General features: G+C 61.9%; 14 protein-coding genes. 5 read left to right on the plus strand and 9 right to left on the minus strand.

Features of this window, described 5'->3' with window-relative positions:
• Positions 1 to 29: 29 nt before the first annotated feature.
• Complete coding sequence (locus JBE38_RS03605) at positions 30 to 1,676, plus strand: MFS transporter (RefSeq protein WP_060756782.1); 1,647 nt, start codon at positions 30 to 32, stop codon at positions 1,674 to 1,676.
• The gene (locus tag JBE38_RS03610) at positions 1,673 to 2,818 is read left to right on the plus strand and encodes an HlyD family secretion protein (protein WP_205343591.1); all 1,146 of its coding nucleotides are present in this window, start codon (positions 1,673 to 1,675) and stop codon (positions 2,816 to 2,818) included. Before JBE38_RS03605 ends, JBE38_RS03610 begins: the two co-directional genes overlap by 4 nt.
• Positions 2,819 to 2,845: 27 nt before the next feature.
• Here JBE38_RS03610 and JBE38_RS03615 read toward each other — a convergent pair whose 3' ends face one another.
• The 5 genes from JBE38_RS03615 to JBE38_RS03635 form a co-directional block, all read right to left on the minus strand.
• Positions 2,846 to 3,733 (minus strand): SMP-30/gluconolactonase/LRE family protein, encoded by an 888-nt coding sequence (locus JBE38_RS03615; protein WP_205343592.1) that lies wholly within the window; start codon positions 3,731 to 3,733, stop codon positions 2,846 to 2,848.
• A 3-nt stretch (positions 3,734 to 3,736) separates the two neighbouring features.
• Positions 3,737 to 4,558, minus strand: coding sequence for an NAD-dependent epimerase/dehydratase family protein (locus JBE38_RS03620; RefSeq protein ID WP_205343593.1), 822 nt, complete (start codon positions 4,556 to 4,558; stop codon positions 3,737 to 3,739).
• Positions 4,559 to 4,780: 222 nt separating this feature from the next.
• A complete protein-coding gene (copD, locus tag JBE38_RS03625) occupies positions 4,781 to 5,638 on the minus strand; it encodes a copper homeostasis membrane protein CopD (protein WP_126870623.1) in 858 nt (285 codons plus the stop codon).
• Between the two features lie 3 nt (positions 5,639 to 5,641).
• On the minus strand, positions 5,642 to 6,007 hold the full coding sequence (gene copC / locus JBE38_RS03630; protein ID WP_060756777.1) for a copper homeostasis periplasmic binding protein CopC: 366 nt from the start codon (positions 6,005 to 6,007) through the stop codon (positions 5,642 to 5,644).
• A complete protein-coding gene (locus JBE38_RS03635; protein WP_198761840.1) occupies positions 6,001 to 6,468 on the minus strand; it encodes a GNAT family N-acetyltransferase in 468 nt (155 codons plus the stop codon). Before JBE38_RS03635 ends, copC begins: the two co-directional genes overlap by 7 nt.
• Before the next feature lie 143 nt (positions 6,469 to 6,611).
• On the opposite strand from JBE38_RS03635, the gene JBE38_RS03640 reads away from it, so the two are divergent.
• Complete coding sequence (locus tag JBE38_RS03640; protein ID WP_205343594.1) at positions 6,612 to 7,232, plus strand: TetR/AcrR family transcriptional regulator; 621 nt, start codon at positions 6,612 to 6,614, stop codon at positions 7,230 to 7,232.
• 121 nt (positions 7,233 to 7,353) lie between these two features.
• On the opposite strand, the gene preA is transcribed toward JBE38_RS03640, so the two are convergent.
• The 3 genes from preA to hydA all read right to left on the minus strand — a co-directional run bounded on the left by preA (position 7,354) and on the right by hydA (position 11,560).
• Complete coding sequence (preA, locus tag JBE38_RS03645; protein ID WP_205343595.1) at positions 7,354 to 8,628, minus strand: NAD-dependent dihydropyrimidine dehydrogenase subunit PreA; 1,275 nt, start codon at positions 8,626 to 8,628, stop codon at positions 7,354 to 7,356.
• Positions 8,628 to 9,995 (minus strand): FAD-dependent oxidoreductase, encoded by a 1,368-nt coding sequence (locus JBE38_RS03650; protein WP_205343640.1) that lies wholly within the window; start codon positions 9,993 to 9,995, stop codon positions 8,628 to 8,630. Before JBE38_RS03650 ends, preA begins: the two co-directional genes overlap by 1 nt.
• 125 nt (positions 9,996 to 10,120) lie before the next feature.
• Entirely contained in the window at positions 10,121 to 11,560 is a 1,440-nt protein-coding gene (hydA, locus tag JBE38_RS03655; RefSeq protein WP_205343596.1) for a dihydropyrimidinase, read from the minus strand.
• 591 nt (positions 11,561 to 12,151) lie between these two features.
• Between hydA and JBE38_RS03660 the strand changes: the two genes are divergently transcribed.
• Entirely contained in the window at positions 12,152 to 13,639 is a 1,488-nt protein-coding gene (locus JBE38_RS03660) for an NCS1 family nucleobase:cation symporter-1 (protein WP_090370071.1), read from the plus strand.
• Positions 13,640 to 13,751: 112 nt separating this feature from the next.
• On the plus strand, positions 13,752 to 15,035 hold the full coding sequence (locus JBE38_RS03665) for a Zn-dependent hydrolase (protein WP_205343597.1): 1,284 nt from the start codon (positions 13,752 to 13,754) through the stop codon (positions 15,033 to 15,035).
• A 196-nt stretch (positions 15,036 to 15,231) separates the two neighbouring features.
• Here JBE38_RS03665 and JBE38_RS03670 read toward each other — a convergent pair whose 3' ends face one another.
• Positions 15,232 to 15,690, minus strand: coding sequence for an REP-associated tyrosine transposase (locus JBE38_RS03670; RefSeq protein ID WP_090370075.1), 459 nt, complete (start codon positions 15,688 to 15,690; stop codon positions 15,232 to 15,234).
• Positions 15,691 to 15,828: the final 138 nt, after the last annotated feature.

Consider the following 15,828-nt stretch of genomic DNA (forward strand, 5'->3'; position numbering starts at 1 on the left):
CTCAACCGTCGGTTCATCTAGGTCATCGAATGGACAAATACACCCCTCACACCTGGGAACCCCACGAGCGCCCGAGCCTGCCCGGTTCGCCGTCGACACCGCTGCACCCCACCCACAAACGCTGGCTGTTCGCGCTGGTGGGCGTGCTGGTGGCAATCACCGGGGGGCTGGGGAATGCCCTGGTCATCGCCAACCTGCAATACCTGCAAGGCGCACTGGGGGCGACCACCGCCGAAATGGCCTGGCTGCCCGCCGCCTATGTGATGACCAACGTGTGCATGAACCTGCTCCTGGTGAAGTTCCGCCAGCAGTTCGGCCTGCGCGCGTTTACCGAAGTGTTCCTGGTGCTATATGCGCTGGTGACCTTCGGCCACTTGTTCGTCAACGACCTCAGTTCGGCCATTGCGGTGCGGGCGGCGCACGGCATGGTGGGTGCGGCGCTGAGTTCCCTGGGGTTGTACTACATGATCCAGGCATTCCCGGCCAAGTGGCGCCTCAAAGCCCTGGTCCTGGGGTTGGGCACCGCGCAGCTGGCCTTGCCGCTGGCGCGACTGTTCTCCGAAGACTTGCTGCAGATTGCCGAGTGGCGCGGCCTGTACCTGTTCGAGCTGGGCTTGGCGCTGATCTGCCTGGGTTGTGTGTTCCTGCTCAAGCTGCCGCCGGGCGACCGTTTCAAGACCTTTGAAAAACTCGACTTCCTCACCTTCGCCATCCTCGCCAGCGGCGTGGCGCTGCTGTGCGCGGTGTTGTCCCTGGGCCGTATCGACTGGTGGCTGGAAGCGCCGTGGATCGGCATCGCCTCGGCCGCCTCGCTGATACTGATCATGGCTGGCCTGGCCATCGAACATAACCGCGCCAACCCGATGCTGATGACCCGCTGGCTGGGCAGCGGCACCATGATTCGCCTGGCGCTGGCGGTGATCCTGATTCGCATGGTGCTGTCCGAGCAGTCCACCGGCGCGGTGGGGTTCATGCAGATGTTGAACATGAGCTACCAACAGATGCACACGCTGTACGTGGTCATGCTGGCCGGCGCGATCGCCGGGCTGGTGGTCAGCGCGTTGACCATCAACCCCGCGCACCTGTTGATGCCCCTGGTGATTTCCCTGGCGCTGATGGCCACGGGGTCGGTGATGGACAGTTTTTCCAGCAACCTGACCCGGCCGCAGAACCTGTATATCAGTCAGTTCCTGCTGGGCTTTGGCGGTACGTTCTTCCTGGGGCCGACCATGGTGCTGGGCACGAAGAACGTGCTGACCAACCCGCGCAACCTGGTGAGTTTTTCGGTGATGTTCGGCATTTGCCAGAACCTCGGCGGCCTGATCGGCGCGGCGTTGCTCGGCACCTTCCAGATCGTGCGCGAGAAATATCATTCAAGCATGATCGTCGAGCACTTGACCTTGCTCGACCCGCGCGTGGCCGCACGGGTACAGAGCGGCGGTTCGGCCTATGGCGGTATCGTCGCCGACCCGGAATTGCGTAACCTGATGGGCATCCGCAGCCTCGCCACGGCCGCGACCCGGGAGGCGAACGTAATGGCTTACAACGATGTCTTCATGCTGATCGCGATCATCGCGATACTGACCATGACCTGGATCTTTTTGCGCAGCCTATGGCTGATGAGTACCACCCGAGCAGCCACTCCTCCCGTTCAACCTAGCGGCGTTTCTTCATGACCGAATCGACAACTACGACCACCAACGCCATTGCCTCGACCCCGGAAGGCAGCACCCCACCGGGCTCGACCATTACCGAACCGCGCTCGTTGCGGGTGCGCATCGTCTCTTCGCTGGGCTTTGCCGCGATTGCCATCGTCGGTGTGCTGATCGTGTTGTATGCCTGGCAATTGCCGCCGTTCAGCAGCGCCGTGGAGACCACTGAAAATGCGCTGGTGCGCGGCCAGGTGACGATCATCGGCCCGCAACTGAGCGGTTATGTGTTTGAGGTGCCGGTGCAGGACTTCCAGTACGTGAAAGCCGGCGACCTGCTGGTGCGCCTGGACGACCGCATCTACAAGCAGCGCCTCGACCAGGCACTGGCCCAACTGGCGGTACAGAAAGCCGCGTTGGCCAATGTAGTGCAGCAGCGCAACAGCGCCGAAGCCACCATCAAGCTGCGCCAGGCCGCGTTGGCGGATAGCCAGGCGCAGTCGCGCAAGAGCCTTGCCGACCTGCGTCGCAATGAAGAACTGATTGGCGACGGTTCCGTGTCCAAGCGCGAGCTGGACGTGACCCGTGCAGCGAACGCGCAGACGCTCGCCTCGGTGGCCCAAGCCCAGGCCAGCCTGGAAATTGCCCGGCAGGATCTGCAAACCGTGATCGTCAATCGCGGTTCCCTGGAGGCCGCCGTGGCCAGTGCCGAGGCGGCGGTGGAGCTGGCGCGCATCGACCTGTCCAACACCCGCATCACCGCGCCGCGTGACGGCCAGTTGGGGCAGATTGGCGTGCGCCTTGGCGCCTATGTCAATTCCGGCGCGCAGTTGATGGCCCTGGTGCCCCCGCAGTTGTGGGTGATCGCCAATATGAAAGAAACCCAGATGGACAACGTGCAGGTCGGCCAGCCGGTAACCTTCACCGTGGACGCGCTGAACCACCGCAAGTTTCATGGCACGGTGCAGCATATTTCCCCGGCGACCGGTTCGGAGTTCAGCCTGTTGCAGGCCGATAACGCCACCGGCAACTTCGTCAAGATCGCCCAGCGCGTGCCGGTGCGGATTACGGTCGACCCCGACCAGGCCGAGAGCGAGCGGCTGCGGCCGGGGTTGTCGGTGGTCGTCAGTATCGACACCGCGGGGCGCTTGAAAAACAGCCCGCCTTGAGGCCACGCCGCTCACCAGGTGTCAGCGTCACCCAGGCTTGTGACACGCAAAGGCAGGTTCGGGTAAACCCTGGGCACCGGGGTTGAGGGCGAACACGCCACCGGCCAGGGACTGCTCGCTGTGGTCGTCCCGAATCGAGGTGACGAACAAGGTGTCCAGGCGACTGCCGCCGAACGCGCACATGCTGGGTTTTTTCACCGGCACGCTGAGCGAGCGGTCGAGGCGGCCCTCGGGGGTGAAGCGGTGGACCAAGCCTGCGTCGTTGGCGCAGATCCAATAGCAGCCGTCGGCATCGACGGCCGCGCCGTCGGGGCGGCCGGGGTGCGCGTGCATGTCGATGAATACGCGGCGATTGGACGGTGTGCCGCTCTCCAGATCGTAATCGAACGCCCAGACCTGCTGCACCGACGGGTGCGAGTCCGAGGCATACATCGTGCGCCCATCGGGGCTGAAGGCCAAGCCGTTGAGGGTGATAAACCCGCTTAGCTGAGCCTGCGGCGTTGCACCTGCGGCGAAGCAATAAAGAGTGCCCTCGGCGGCCCCAAGGCCCATGTCCAAGACCATGCTGCCGGCCCAGAAGCGGCCCTGGCGATCACAGCGGCCATCGTTCAGGCGCATGTCCGCGCGCGGGTGGTCGACGGTCGCCAAGGGGGTGGTGTCGAGGCTGCCGTCGTTGTGCGGGGTGAGTTGGAAAAATCCGGTTTGCATGCCGGCAACCCAGTTGCCGGCATTGCTACGTGCGATGCAGGCAAGCATTTGCGGGGCTTTCCAGGCCGCGAGGTGGCCGGTGGCGGCGCTCCAGCGTTGCAGGCCGCCGTTGGGAATGTCGACCCAGTACAGCGCCTGTTCCTCGGGTACCCAGACTGGGCATTCGCCCACGGTGTTGCGGGCGTCGACGATCAATTCAGCGGGCATGGGTCAGTCACCGAAGGGGCCGGCCGCGCAAAACGCACCGCCTTGGTAGACCTTGGCCGGGTCGTTTTCAGCCACGGGTGGCAGGGTTTCGACCTGGGCGCGGAACACTTCGGAGCTGTCCTTGGGCACAAAGCCCAGGTGCGCGGCGTAGCGGTTGTCCCACCAGGTGTCGAGGTTAGCCGACATGCCGTACACCACGGTATGGCCGACGTTGGGGGTGTAGAGCGCACGTTCCAGCAGTTGCGTGAGGTCGTCGAAGCTCAGCCAGGTGTGCATCATCCGGCGGTTTTGCGGTTCGGGGAACGAGGAGCCGATACGGATGCTCACGGTCTCGATGCCGTAACGGTCGAAGTAAAAACTGGCCAGGTCTTCGCCGTAGGATTTGGACAGACCGTAGTAGCTGTCCGGGCGGCGAGGGGAGTGGGCGTCGAGGATTTCGCCTTGTTTGTGGAAGCCGATCACATGGTTGGAACTGGCGAAGATCACGCGCTTCACGCCGTGGCGGCGGGCGGCTTCGTAGATGTGGAAAGTCCCGCAGATGTTGGCGCCGAGTACCTCTTCAAAGGCGCGCTCCACCGACACGCCGCCAAAATGCAGGATCGCGTCGACACCTTCGACCAACGGGTGCACGGCGTGTTTGTCGGCGAGGTCACAGGGTTGCACTTCTTCAGACGCGTCGGCGGCCGGGGCCATCGGGGCGATGTCCGACAGGCGCAACACCCGGGCATAGGGGCGCAGGCGTTCACGCAGGACTTTGCCCAAGCCTCCGGCGGCGCCGGTGAGCAGCAAGCGGTTGAAGGGTGTGGGCGAGGTGATTGTGGTCATGTGGATTCCATTATTGTTGTAGGTTGTCGTATGACTTGTCTCGAGTATCCTTACGCTCCCCCCAGCTTGTCAACCCGACCTGTGGGAGGGGGCTTGCTCCCGATAGCGGTCTATCAACGATGCTTGCGGTGGATGACACACCGCTATCGGGAGCAAGCCCCCTCCCACAGGGGATTTTCTGTGTGCTGAGGGTTGTATGATGAGGTGGTCGGAAGTTGGGGCTCAGTCGGCGAGGAGCATCGGCGGGAGCGTGCCGAGCAGGGACACCGCCGCCACCGCCGCTACGCCCAGTAACCACTCCAGCATCACACTGGCCTTCAAGCTGCCCAGGCGTTCCTCACAGCGCTCGATACGCAGGCGGTTCAGCAACGCCAGCGCCAGCATGCCCAGCACCAGCAGCACCTTGATCAACAGAATCAATGCAAAGCCATTGAACAACGGCGTGGGCCATAGCTGCCCGGTGAGCACGCGCACATTGATCATGCCCGTCACCAGCAACCCGCTGACCAAGCCATAACCCACGCCGCTGAAGCGCTTGAGGATGGTTGCCAGCGCATCCTGTCGCGGGTGCCTCAGGATCAACACCAGCAGCAATAAGCCACCGAGCCAGGCGCCGACGCACACCAGGTGTACCACCTGGTTGAGGATCAGCAGTTGCCCGCTCAACCCATTGAGCATGGCGCCATGGCCCACCGGTGCCAGCGTGACCAGCAGCAGGCTGATCAACGGCAGGCGCAAGGCCGGCCAGGGTTTGATCAGCGCGATCACCAGCAGCAGGTTCAACAACAGATGCCAGGCCCACACCTGGCCAAAGAAGGTTTTGCCCAGCACCAACTGCACGGTCGCCGGTTGCAGCGCCGCGCTCCAACTGCCGGCCATGCTGGCGGTGATCAACAACAACCAGGCCACGCCGGAGCACAGCGCCAAGCCGGCGAGCACGCGGGTGATGTGCAGCAGGTGCCGGTCAAGTGCCGGTTGCCGTTCAGTGCCTAACAGCCAGGGCCTGAAGGCACAGGCCCCGAACATCAACAGCACGACGATGAAGTGCACAAAGCGGCACAGCACCAGCAGTGTCGCCATGGGTTATTGGCCGACCTTGAAGCTGTATTCGCCGTTGCTCTTGTGCGTGTCGACCGACACCGCGTTCCACACTACTCGATAGTTGCCGGCGGCCAGCGGTGCGGCAGGCGTGACGACCAGGGTCTTCTTGTCGGCGTCGGGGGTTTCCAGGCCCTTGATCGCGACTTCGGTGCCGTCCTTGCTCAGCGACACCTTGGTGAAGACGGCTTCGACGCCTTCGCTGAACGTCAGGCGCAGGTCGGCAGGCGCCGCGACGGTGCTGTCGGCCGCAGGCGTCGAGCTCTTGAGGTGGGCATGCGCAAACGCGGCCGAGGCGCCCAGCAGCGATGCGAGGAGGGCGACGGTGGTCAGGGCTTTCTTGATCAACATTGTTCGATACCTTCAGGTGGGGAAGTCGGTAGAGCCATATGTAACAAGGGAAAGGGTTTGCCTTCGCCATCCAGCGGCGAGCGTGCGACCTGGATGAAGCCATAGTGCAGATAAAACCCCACGGCCTGTGGGTTTTGTTCGTTGACGTCTACCGTCAGGGTGTCATGGCGCGCACGCGCGTGGTCGAGCAATTGCCGGCCGATGCCTTGGCCACGGCGGTCGGGTTCGATAAACAGCATCTCGACGTTATGCCCGCCGGTGCCGATGAAACCGGCGATACCCTGCGGGTCTTCATACACCCACACATCCAGGGCGGGCATGGGCAAATAGGTGTCGCGCACCAGGGGCAGCAGACGTTGGATGTCGTCCTCTGGCAGGAAGTCATGGGTGGCGCGTACCGAGCGTTCCCACAGTGCGCCGAGCACGGGGTCGTCAGTGGCGACACGAGGTCGGATAGTCATGATCTGGGTCCTTGATCGGGAGAGCGATGCTAACCAATCCGTTTTCCAGGGGAAAGGTTCGCGTCAGAAGTTTCATTGTGGTGTGTCGCCGCGCCCTGGAGCCGATGGTAGTCTTGAGGCCATGTTGTTGTCAGGGAGCCCTTATGGGCAATCACAAGATCGGAATTCGTCGAGTCAACGTCGAAAAAATCCTATTGGCGGCGGAAAAAGTCTTCGCGGTGAAAGGTTATGGCAGCACCGCCATGGCCGACATCGCCGAAGAAGTGCAATTGCCGCGCTCCAACCTGCATTACTACTTCACCACCAAGTGCGAACTGTACAGCGCGGTGCTGTTCGACCTGCTGGACGTGTGGAAACAGGACGCCCTGAGCTTCGAAACCTTCGACGATCCGCGTGTGGTGTTGAGCAGCTACATCCGCGCCAAGATGCAGCGCTCGCGCACGCGGCCCTATGGGTCGAAAGTCTGGGCCAACGAAATCATCCACGGCGCGCCGACCCTGGGCCAGGCGCTGGATGAAAGCCTGTACGACTGGGCCAAGATGAAGGAAGCGAAAATTCGCCAGTGGGTGGAAGACAAACGCATCCTGCCGGTGGAGCCGTCGAGCCTGCTGTATATGATCTGGGCATCGACCCAGCACTATGCGGACTTTGATCATCAGGTGACGATTCTGAATGATCACCAGCCGTTGTCGGACATGCAGTTCGAGAAGGCCATTCAGACGGTGACCAGTGTGATTTTGCGGGGGATCGGCTTGGAACCTTGAGGTTTGTGTTGTGAGTGGTGGCCTCATCGGGAGCAAGCCCCCTCCCACAGTTGACCGCATTTACCTGGAGGTATGCAATCAACTGTGGGAGGGGGCTTGTTCCCGATAGCGGCCTGAAACCCTACACCGCCTCCCGATAAGGGTTGCGCGGATCCTGCGTCCAATTCAAAAACGGCTTGCCCGTCTCCATCGGCACCATCTCGATACAATCCGCCACCGGGCAGGTGATCTGGCACAGGTTGCAGCCCACGCACTCATCATCGATCACGCTGTATTGATGCGTGCCATCCGCCAGTTTCACACTCGCGATCGCCTGGTGCGAGGTGTCTTCACAGGCTATGTGACAACGCCCGCAGCCGATACACGCCGCCTGATCGATCTTGGCGATGACCTGGTAATTGATGTCCAGGTACTTCCAATCCGTGGTATTGCCCACCGCCCGCCCGGAAAAATCCTGCAGGCTGGTGTAGCCCTGGCTGTCCATCCAACGCGACAGCCCATCCTTCATCTCGTCCACAATCCGAAACCCATGCAACATCGCCGCCGTGCACACCTGCACCGTGCCGCACCCCAGCGCGACGAATTCGGCGGCATCGCGCCAGTTGCCGATGCCACCAATGCCGCAGATCGGCAGGCCCTGGGTCTGCGGGTCACGGGCGATTTCCGCGACCATGTTCAAGGCAATCGGCTTGACCGCCGAACCGCAATACCCGCCGTGGGTGCTCTGGGTGCCGACCACCGGCAGGGCGACCATGCGTTCCAGGTCCACACTGGTGATGGAGTTGATGGTGTTGATCAGCGAGACCGCGTCCGCGCCGCCGCGATAGGCCGCCCGCGCCGCCACACGAATGTCGGTGATATTCGGCGTGAGCTTGACGATCACCGGCAGCGAGCAGTACGTCTTGCACCAGCGCGTGACTTGCTCGACATACTCCGGCACCTGGCCTACCGCCGCGCCCATGCCGCGTTCGGGCATGCCGTGGGGGCAGCCGAAATTCAGCTCGATACCGTCGCAGCCGGTGGCCTCCACCAAGGGCAGGATGTTTTTCCACGACTGTTCGACGCAGGGCACCATCAGCGACACGATCAGCGCACGGTCCGGCCAGTCCTTTTTGACCTGGGTGATTTCCCGCAGGTTGATCTCCAGGGAGCGGTCGGTGATCAGCTCGATATTGTTGATGCCCAGCACTTCACGATTGGCGCCGTAGTGGGCCGAGTAGCGTGACGACACATTGACCGCCGCCGGGTCTTCCCCCAGGGTTTTCCACACCACGCCACCCCAGCCGGCCTCGAAGGCGCGGACCACGTTGTAGGCTTTGTCGGTGGGCGGTGCGGAGGCCAGCCAGAAGGGGTTGGGAGCCTTGATACCGGCGAACACAATCGAAAGATCGGCCATTACGCAGCCTCCACGTTCAGCATGAGTTGGGCGTGCATGGCCTCGGCGGCCAGCTTGCCGTGTTGCACCGCCTGCACGGTGAGGTCCTGGCCGAGGCTGACGCAATCGCCGCCGGCATAGACGCCTGGAATACTGGTGCGCAACTGCTCGTCGACGAAGATCCGCTCGCCGACGCGGTGCAGTTGCTGGGCCAGCGGGTCGTGCAGGGCGGCGTTGTCGAAGCCCTGGCCGATGGCCTTGAAGATGGCGTCGGCGGCCAATTCGAAGGTTTCGCCGATCGCGTGCAGACGCCCGTTTTCCATGTGCGTGCGCAGGAAGCGCATGCCGCGCACACGACCTTGATCATCCAGCAGCACGGCTTCGGGCTGGGCCCAGGTCAGCAGGCGCACCTGATTGGCCTTGGCAATGTCCTGCTCATGCTGGGTTGCGCCCATGTCCGCCAGGCCACGGCGGTACACCAGGTTCACATCGCGGGCACCCAGGCGGGCCATTTGCACGGCCATGTCGATGGCGGTGTTGCCGGCGCCGAGCACGATGCAGCGATCGGCCAGGGGCAGTTGGGTGAGGTCCTCGGCCTGGCGCAGTTCGCGGATGTAGTCGGTAGCGGCCAGCAGGCCGGGAGCCTCTTCGTGGGGCAGACCGAGTTGTTTGCTGGCGGCCAGGCCGAGGCCGAGGAACACCGCGTCAAATTGCTGGTGCAGCTCGCTCAAGGTCAGGTTATCCCCCAGGCGCTGGCCGTGGCGAATCTCGATACCGCCGACCTGCAGCAGGAAATCCAACTCCTTTTGCGCAAAGTCATCCACCAACTTGTATTTGGCGATGCCGTATTCATTCAGCCCGCCGGCTTTTTCCCGCGCCTCGAAAATCACCACGTCATGCCCGTGCAAGGCGGCGCGATGGGCGCAGGCCAGCCCCGCAGGCCCGGCGCCGACCACCGCGATGCGTTTGCCGGTGGGCGCGGCGCGCTGGAACGGGTGTTCGCTGAAGTGCGCATTGTCGATCGCGTAGCGTTGCAACAGGCCGATCAGCACCGGGGCGCATTCCTCGGCGTGGTTACGCACGCAGGCTTGCTGGCACAGGATCTCGGTGGGGCACACCCGGGCGCAACTGCCGCCGAGGATGTTGGCCGAGAGGATTTTCTGCGCCGCACCCTGCACGTTATCGGTGTGGATATTGCGGATGAACGAGGGGATATCGATCTCGCTGGGGCACGCATTCACGCACGGCGCGTCGTAGCAATACAGGCAACGCGAGGCTTCCAGCTGGGCTTGTCGGCGATTGAGGGGCGGCGCCAGGTCGCTGAAATGGCTGGCCAGCGTTGCGCCGTCTTCTTGGGGGTGGGGGAGGTGGGTCAGGGTCTGGATCACGGGGTTGGCCTCACGGTTTTGTGGGTTGCCTCTGGCGGGCATTGTTGTTGCCTGTACTGGCCTCATCGGGAGCAAGCCCCCTCCCACAGTCGACCGTGGAAGCGGGCTTGCTCGCGAATGCGCTGTCAGCGGTTCACGGCCACCGGCCTGGAATGCTCAGCCCGTTTGCTCAATTGCTCGAACACCGGCGGATACGCCGGCCGCTCCACATACCGCCCGGCGCCGCGTTCGGCGCGCAGGTCGCCATCGGCCCAGACCAGCTTGCCCTGGCTGATGGTGTGGCTCGGCACACCGCGTACGGTCTTGCCTTCGAAGATGTTGAAGTCGACATTCTGGTGGTGGGTCTTGGCGGAAATGGTCCGCGTGCCTTGCGGGTCCCACAGCACCAGGTCGGCATCCGCACCCACCCGAATCGCGCCCTTGCGCGGGTAGAGGTTGAAGATCTTCGCGGTGTTGGTGGAGGTCAGCGCGACGAAATCCTGCATCGACAGGCGCCCGCTGTTGACGCCCTCATCCCACAGCAGTGCCATGCGGTCTTCGATACCGGCGGTGCCGTTGGGGATCTTGCTGAAGTCGTCACGGCCGGCGGCTTTTTGTTCGGCGCAGAAGCAGCAATGGTCGGTAGCGGTGGTGTGCAGGTTGCCCGATTGCAGCCCGTGCCACAGCGCCTCCTGATGCCCGCGTGGGCGGAACGGCGGGCTCATCACGTAGCCGGCGGCGGTTTGCCAGTCGGGGTGCTGGTAGACGCTGTCGTCCAGCAGCAGGTGGCCGGCGAGGACCTCGCCATACACCGGCTGGCCCTTGCCACGGGCGTAGGTGATTTCGTCGAGGGCTTCCTGGGTCGATACGTGCACCAGGTACAACGGCGTGCCCAGGGTCTCGGCGATACGGATTGCGCGGCTGGCCGCTTCACCCTCCACCTGGGACGGCCGCGACAGCGGGTGTGCTTCCGGCCCGGTGATGCCCTGGGCCATCAGCTTGCGTTGCAGGTGATACACCAGCTCGCCGTTTTCCGCATGCACAGTGGGCACCGCGCCCAGTTCCAGGCAGCGTTCGAAGCTGGCGACCAGCGTGTCATCGGCCGCCATGATCGCGTTCTTGTAGGCCATGAAGTGCTTGAAGCTGTTGATGCCGTGATGGCTGACCAGTTCGGCCATTTCCTCGCGCACCTGCTCGCTCCACCAGGTGATCGCCACGTGAAAACCGTAGTCGGCCGCGGACTTCTGTGCCCAGCCGCGCCACTGGTGAAAGGCTTCAAGCAATGACTGCTGGGGGTTGGGAATCACAAAGTCAATGATCGAGGTGGTGCCTCCCGCCAGGCCCGCCGCCGTGCCAGTGAAAAAATCTTCGCTGGCCACGGTGCCCATGAAGGGCAGTTGCATATGGGTATGAGGGTCGATGCCGCCAGGCATCAAGTATTGGCCGCTGCCGTCGAGTATTTCAGTGCCGGCGGGAATATCCAGCTGAGTCCCTATGGCCCGGATTAGACCGTCTGCGCATAAAACATCGGCGCGGTAACTTTCATCATGGGTAATAACGGTGGCGCCACGGATCAACAGCGACATGTCGAGTTCCTCACAGGCTTGACCGGCTTGTGCCAGTTCTAAGTGTTGTAATGCTGCTTTCCGATGCTCGGTTAATTCTTGTCATCGGTGACAGGAATAGAAACTAGCCCGAGATTTTCGATTGGGCAAGAAGATTTTTTATAAGCTTATATCGTCTTTAATATATTGATTTATAAGAATAAAAAATAAAAATCACCAAAATGTAGCGATGTCTCACCATTTTGACGCACTTGACAGGTTCTTAAATTGAGCAACATTTCTTATTGCAAATCAGACGCTTGAGAGATGCCTCTTGACGGGGCCGATAAATAAAAATAATTGTGTTGCACCAGATTGAGTCCTGACGGTTCTGGCAACTTCCACGTTATTTAGCCTGAGTAGCGCGGCGAGTGCCTGAGGCTCAATCGGAAAGTTGATAAACATCAGTACGTTATATAAGCGGTGTGGGTTCGAGGTGGGCGGTCGGCACGGTTATTGAGTGCAATGGCGGCTGGCCGGACCCGTGATGTCATGTTGTTAACGCGGTACTCCGGCCACCCAGGTTCAAACCCTGGGTGAGCAACAATAATTCGAAAAAACCGTGGAGCGGCCATGCAACAGAACAGATCGCAAGTCATTGAACGCAACGGCCTGTACGAACTCGACGCCGGCCCCGACGTCCTCGACAGCCCTCGCTATAACCACGACATGGCACCGACCAAGGTGCATGAACGCACCTGGAACAAATGGCACATCACCGCGCTGTGGGTCGGCATGTCGATCTGCGTGCCGACCTACACCCTGGGCGGGGTACTGACGGCCTACTTCGGGCTGACGGTGGGCGAGGCGCTGATGGCGATCTTGCTGGCCAATATCGTGGTGCTGATCCCGCTGACCCTTAACGCATTTCCCGGCACGAAGTACGGCATTCCCTTTCCGGTGTTGTTGCGTTCGTCCTTCGGCATTCTCGGCTCCAATGTGCCGTGCCTGATCCGGGCGCTGGTGGCGTGCGGTTGGTTCGGGATCCAGACGATGTTTGGCGGGCTGGCGATCCACCTGTTCCTGGGCTCGATTTTCGAGGGCTGGAAGTCCCTGGGCGGCACTGGCGAAGTAATCGGCTTCATGATCTTCTGGACCCTGAACCTGTGGGTGGTATTGCGTGGCGCCGAGTCGATCAAGCGCCTGGAAACCCTATCGGCACCGTTGCTGGTGGCGGTGGGGATCGGTCTGCTGGTGTGGGCGATGCCGAATGTGTCGCTCAGCGAGCTCATGGCCATCCCACCCAAGCGCCCTGAAGGCGCGAGCCTCACCGGTTACTTCATGGCCGGGCTCACTGCGATGGTGGGTTTCTGGGCCACGTTGTCGCTGAATATTCCCGACTTCAGCCGCTACGCCAGGAGCCAGAAGGACCAGATCCTGGGGCAGATTTTCGGCCTGCCGCTGACCATGTTCCTGTTCGCCGCCCTCGGCGTGATCATGACGGCCGCGTCGGTCAAGCTGGTGGGTGTCAGCGTGTCCGACCCGGTGAGCCTGATCGGGCATATCCAGAGCCCGGTGTGGGTGGCGATCGCCATGGCGTTGATCATTATCGCGACGTTGTCCACCAACACGGCGGCGAACATCGTCTCGCCCACCAACGACTTTCAGAACATTGCGCCCAAGCTGATCAACCGCACCACCGCCGTGATCCTGACTGGCTTGGTGGGGCTGGCATTGATGGGCCACGAGTTGCTGAAAAAGCTCGGGCTGATTGTTTCCGATGTGAGCCTGGAGACGGTCTATTCCAACTGGTTGCTCGGCTATTCAAGTCTGCTGGGGCCTATCGCCGGGATCATGGTGGTGGACTACTTCATCACCCGCAAACAGCAATTGGACCTTGCCGGCCTGTACCGCGACGACATTTACCCCGCGTGGAACTGGAGTGGCTTTATCGCCTTCGGCGTGCCGGTGGTGCTGACCTTGCTGTCGCTGGGCAGCGACGCGTTCAGTTGGTTCTACAGCTACGGCTGGTTTACCGGTTCGGCACTGGGCGGTGTGTTGTATTACGGCCTGAATGCCAAGCGCGGCATCAGCCCGGTCACGGCCAAATCCTCGTTGTGAGAGGTTGAAATGCAATTCAAATGTGGGGGCAAGCCCGCTCCCACATTTTTGGCCTCATTCCATGACTGGAATCGGGTCAACCCATAAGAAATGTAGCCTGAGGAGATCCCCTATGAACGCTGTGACGGACGTTCTGCAATCCACCCATCAGCACATCAACCGCGACCGTTTGTGGCAGTCCCTGATGGACCTGGCCAGGCTCGGCGCCACGCCCAAGGGCGGCGTATGCCGCCTGGCCCTGACCGACCTCGATCGCAAGGCCCGCGATCTGTTCGTGCAGTGGTGCGAGGAGGCGGGTTGCACGGTCACCATCGACGGCATCGGCAATATCTTCGCGCGCCGCCCCGGGCGCAATCCCAACCTGCCACCGGTCATGACCGGCAGCCATATCGACACCCAGCCCACCGGGGGCAAGTTTGACGGGTGCTTTGGCGTGCTGGCGGGCGTGGAAGTGCTGCGCACGCTCAATGACCTGAAGCTGGAAACCGAGGCCCCGTTGGAAGTGGTGGTGTGGACCAACGAAGAAGGCTCGCGTTTTCCACCGTGCATGATGGGGTCCGGGGTGTTCGCCGAGAAATTCACCTTGGCCGATACCCTGGCCAGGGTCGATGCGGAGGGGGTCAGCGTGGGCGATGCGTTGAATGCGATCGGCTACGCGGGGACGCGTCCGGTCAGCGGGCACAAAGTCGGCGCGTATTTCGAGGCGCATATCGAGCAAGGGCCGATTCTCGAGGACGAGAAAAAAACCATCGGTGTGGTGCTCGGGGCATTGGGGCAGAAGTGGTTCGACCTGAAACTGCGCGGCGTTGAAGCCCATGCGGGACCGACGCCGATGCACCTGCGCAAGGATGCTTTGGTCGGCGCGGCAGCGGTAGTGACGGCGGTGAATGCAGCGGCGTTGGGGCACCAGCCCCATGCGTGTGGAACCGTGGGTTGCCTGCAAGCCTATCCTGGCTCGCGCAACGTCATTCCGGGTGAAGTACGCATGACCCTGGACTTCCGCCATCTGGAGCCGGCGCGACTGGATTCGATGATCGCCCAAGTGCGCAAGGTCATCGATGAGACCTGTGCCAAGCATGGCCTGAGCTTCGAGATAGAGCCTACGGCGGATTTCCCCCCGCTGTATTTCGACCAGGGCTGCGTCAAAGCTGTGCGCGACGCGGCCAATGGCCTGGGCCTGTCGAACATGGACATCGTCAGCGGGGCAGGGCACGACGCGATTTTCGTCGCTGAACTCGGCCCGGCAGGGATGATCTTCGTGCCGTGTGAAGGCGGCATCAGCCACAACGAAATCGAAAACGCCGCCCCGGATGATCTGGCGGCAGGCTGTGCAGTCTTGTTGCGCGCAATGGTTGCTGCTTCAGCCGCCATCGCCAGCGGCAAACTCGCTGCCTGAAAGCAGCTGAGGAATGTGGGCGGGGGGTGAGCCCTAATGCCAGTCAGTTAATAAGCGACAGAGCGGACGATGGATAACCTGTGGGAGGGGCTTGCTCCCGATAGGCCGCGCAGCGGCCTCAAAAATGGGCCTGCTACGCAGTCCATCGGGAGCAAGCCCCTTTCCACATTGGACTCACATTGAGCCGTGTTTGGCGCTATATCCAGATTGCGTCCCATAGCGGATAGTCACCTATGCGTTTCACCAACCCCGCTCGCAGCGGGTTGGCCACCACGTATCTGGCCATTTTTACCAAGTCGTCCTCCTTGCGCAGCGCACGGTCATGGAAGCTTTCCTGCCACAGTCGTCCCTTGCGCCCACTCGCACCGTTGACGGTTCGCGTACTTCTGGATTTCACCTGGCACATCAGATCCGCCAGCGAGCCTTTTTTCAGCTCGAGCAACCAATGGAAATGGTCCGGCATGACGACCCAGGCCATGGAGTTCGCCAGCCCTTTGTATTGGGCCAGCCGAAATTGCCAGACCACCAGGCGGCCGAGGTGGAAGTCGCTGAATAGGGGTAAGCGTTCGTGGGTGTTGGTGGTGATGAGATAGATGCGGTTCGGTTCGCTGAAACGACCGATACGCAGGCGGTGTGAAGCGGGTAGATCTGCCATTCCCTGGGCCTCTCTAGATGGGTTTAGAGAGGCTAGATTGGAGAGTGAGAGGCTGATGGGCAGGGGTTTGGCAGGATGTGTCCAGGCGGACGCTATCGGGAGCAAGCCCCCTCCCACATTGGCTCTGCGGCGTGCATA

It is taken from the genome of Pseudomonas sp. ICBG1301 (assembly GCF_016918385.1).
GTDB classification, from domain to species: domain Bacteria; phylum Pseudomonadota; class Gammaproteobacteria; order Pseudomonadales; family Pseudomonadaceae; genus Aquipseudomonas; species Aquipseudomonas palleroniana.

What these genes read in the sequence shown, in the direction of transcription:
- JBE38_RS03605 (WP_060756782.1), top strand. Translation starts at nt 30, where the DNA reads ATGGACAAATACACCCCTCACACCTGGGAACCCCACGAGCGCCCGAGC.
- JBE38_RS03610 (WP_205343591.1), top strand. Translation starts at nt 1,673, where the DNA reads ATGACCGAATCGACAACTACGACCACCAACGCCATTGCCTCGACCCCG.
- JBE38_RS03615 (WP_205343592.1), bottom strand. Translation starts at nt 3,733, where the DNA reads ATGCCCGCTGAATTGATCGTCGACGCCCGCAACACCGTGGGCGAATGC.
- JBE38_RS03620 (WP_205343593.1), bottom strand. Translation starts at nt 4,558, where the DNA reads ATGACCACAATCACCTCGCCCACACCCTTCAACCGCTTGCTGCTCACC.
- copD (WP_126870623.1), bottom strand. Translation starts at nt 5,638, where the DNA reads ATGGCGACACTGCTGGTGCTGTGCCGCTTTGTGCACTTCATCGTCGTG.
- copC (WP_060756777.1), bottom strand. Translation starts at nt 6,007, where the DNA reads ATGTTGATCAAGAAAGCCCTGACCACCGTCGCCCTCCTCGCATCGCTG.
- JBE38_RS03635 (WP_198761840.1), bottom strand. Translation starts at nt 6,468, where the DNA reads ATGACTATCCGACCTCGTGTCGCCACTGACGACCCCGTGCTCGGCGCA.
- JBE38_RS03640 (WP_205343594.1), top strand. Translation starts at nt 6,612, where the DNA reads ATGGGCAATCACAAGATCGGAATTCGTCGAGTCAACGTCGAAAAAATC.
- preA (WP_205343595.1), bottom strand. Translation starts at nt 8,628, where the DNA reads ATGGCCGATCTTTCGATTGTGTTCGCCGGTATCAAGGCTCCCAACCCC.
- hydA (WP_205343596.1), bottom strand. Translation starts at nt 11,560, where the DNA reads ATGTCGCTGTTGATCCGTGGCGCCACCGTTATTACCCATGATGAAAGT.
- JBE38_RS03660 (WP_090370071.1), top strand. Translation starts at nt 12,152, where the DNA reads ATGCAACAGAACAGATCGCAAGTCATTGAACGCAACGGCCTGTACGAA.
- JBE38_RS03665 (WP_205343597.1), top strand. Translation starts at nt 13,752, where the DNA reads ATGAACGCTGTGACGGACGTTCTGCAATCCACCCATCAGCACATCAAC.
- JBE38_RS03670 (WP_090370075.1), bottom strand. Translation starts at nt 15,690, where the DNA reads ATGGCAGATCTACCCGCTTCACACCGCCTGCGTATCGGTCGTTTCAGC.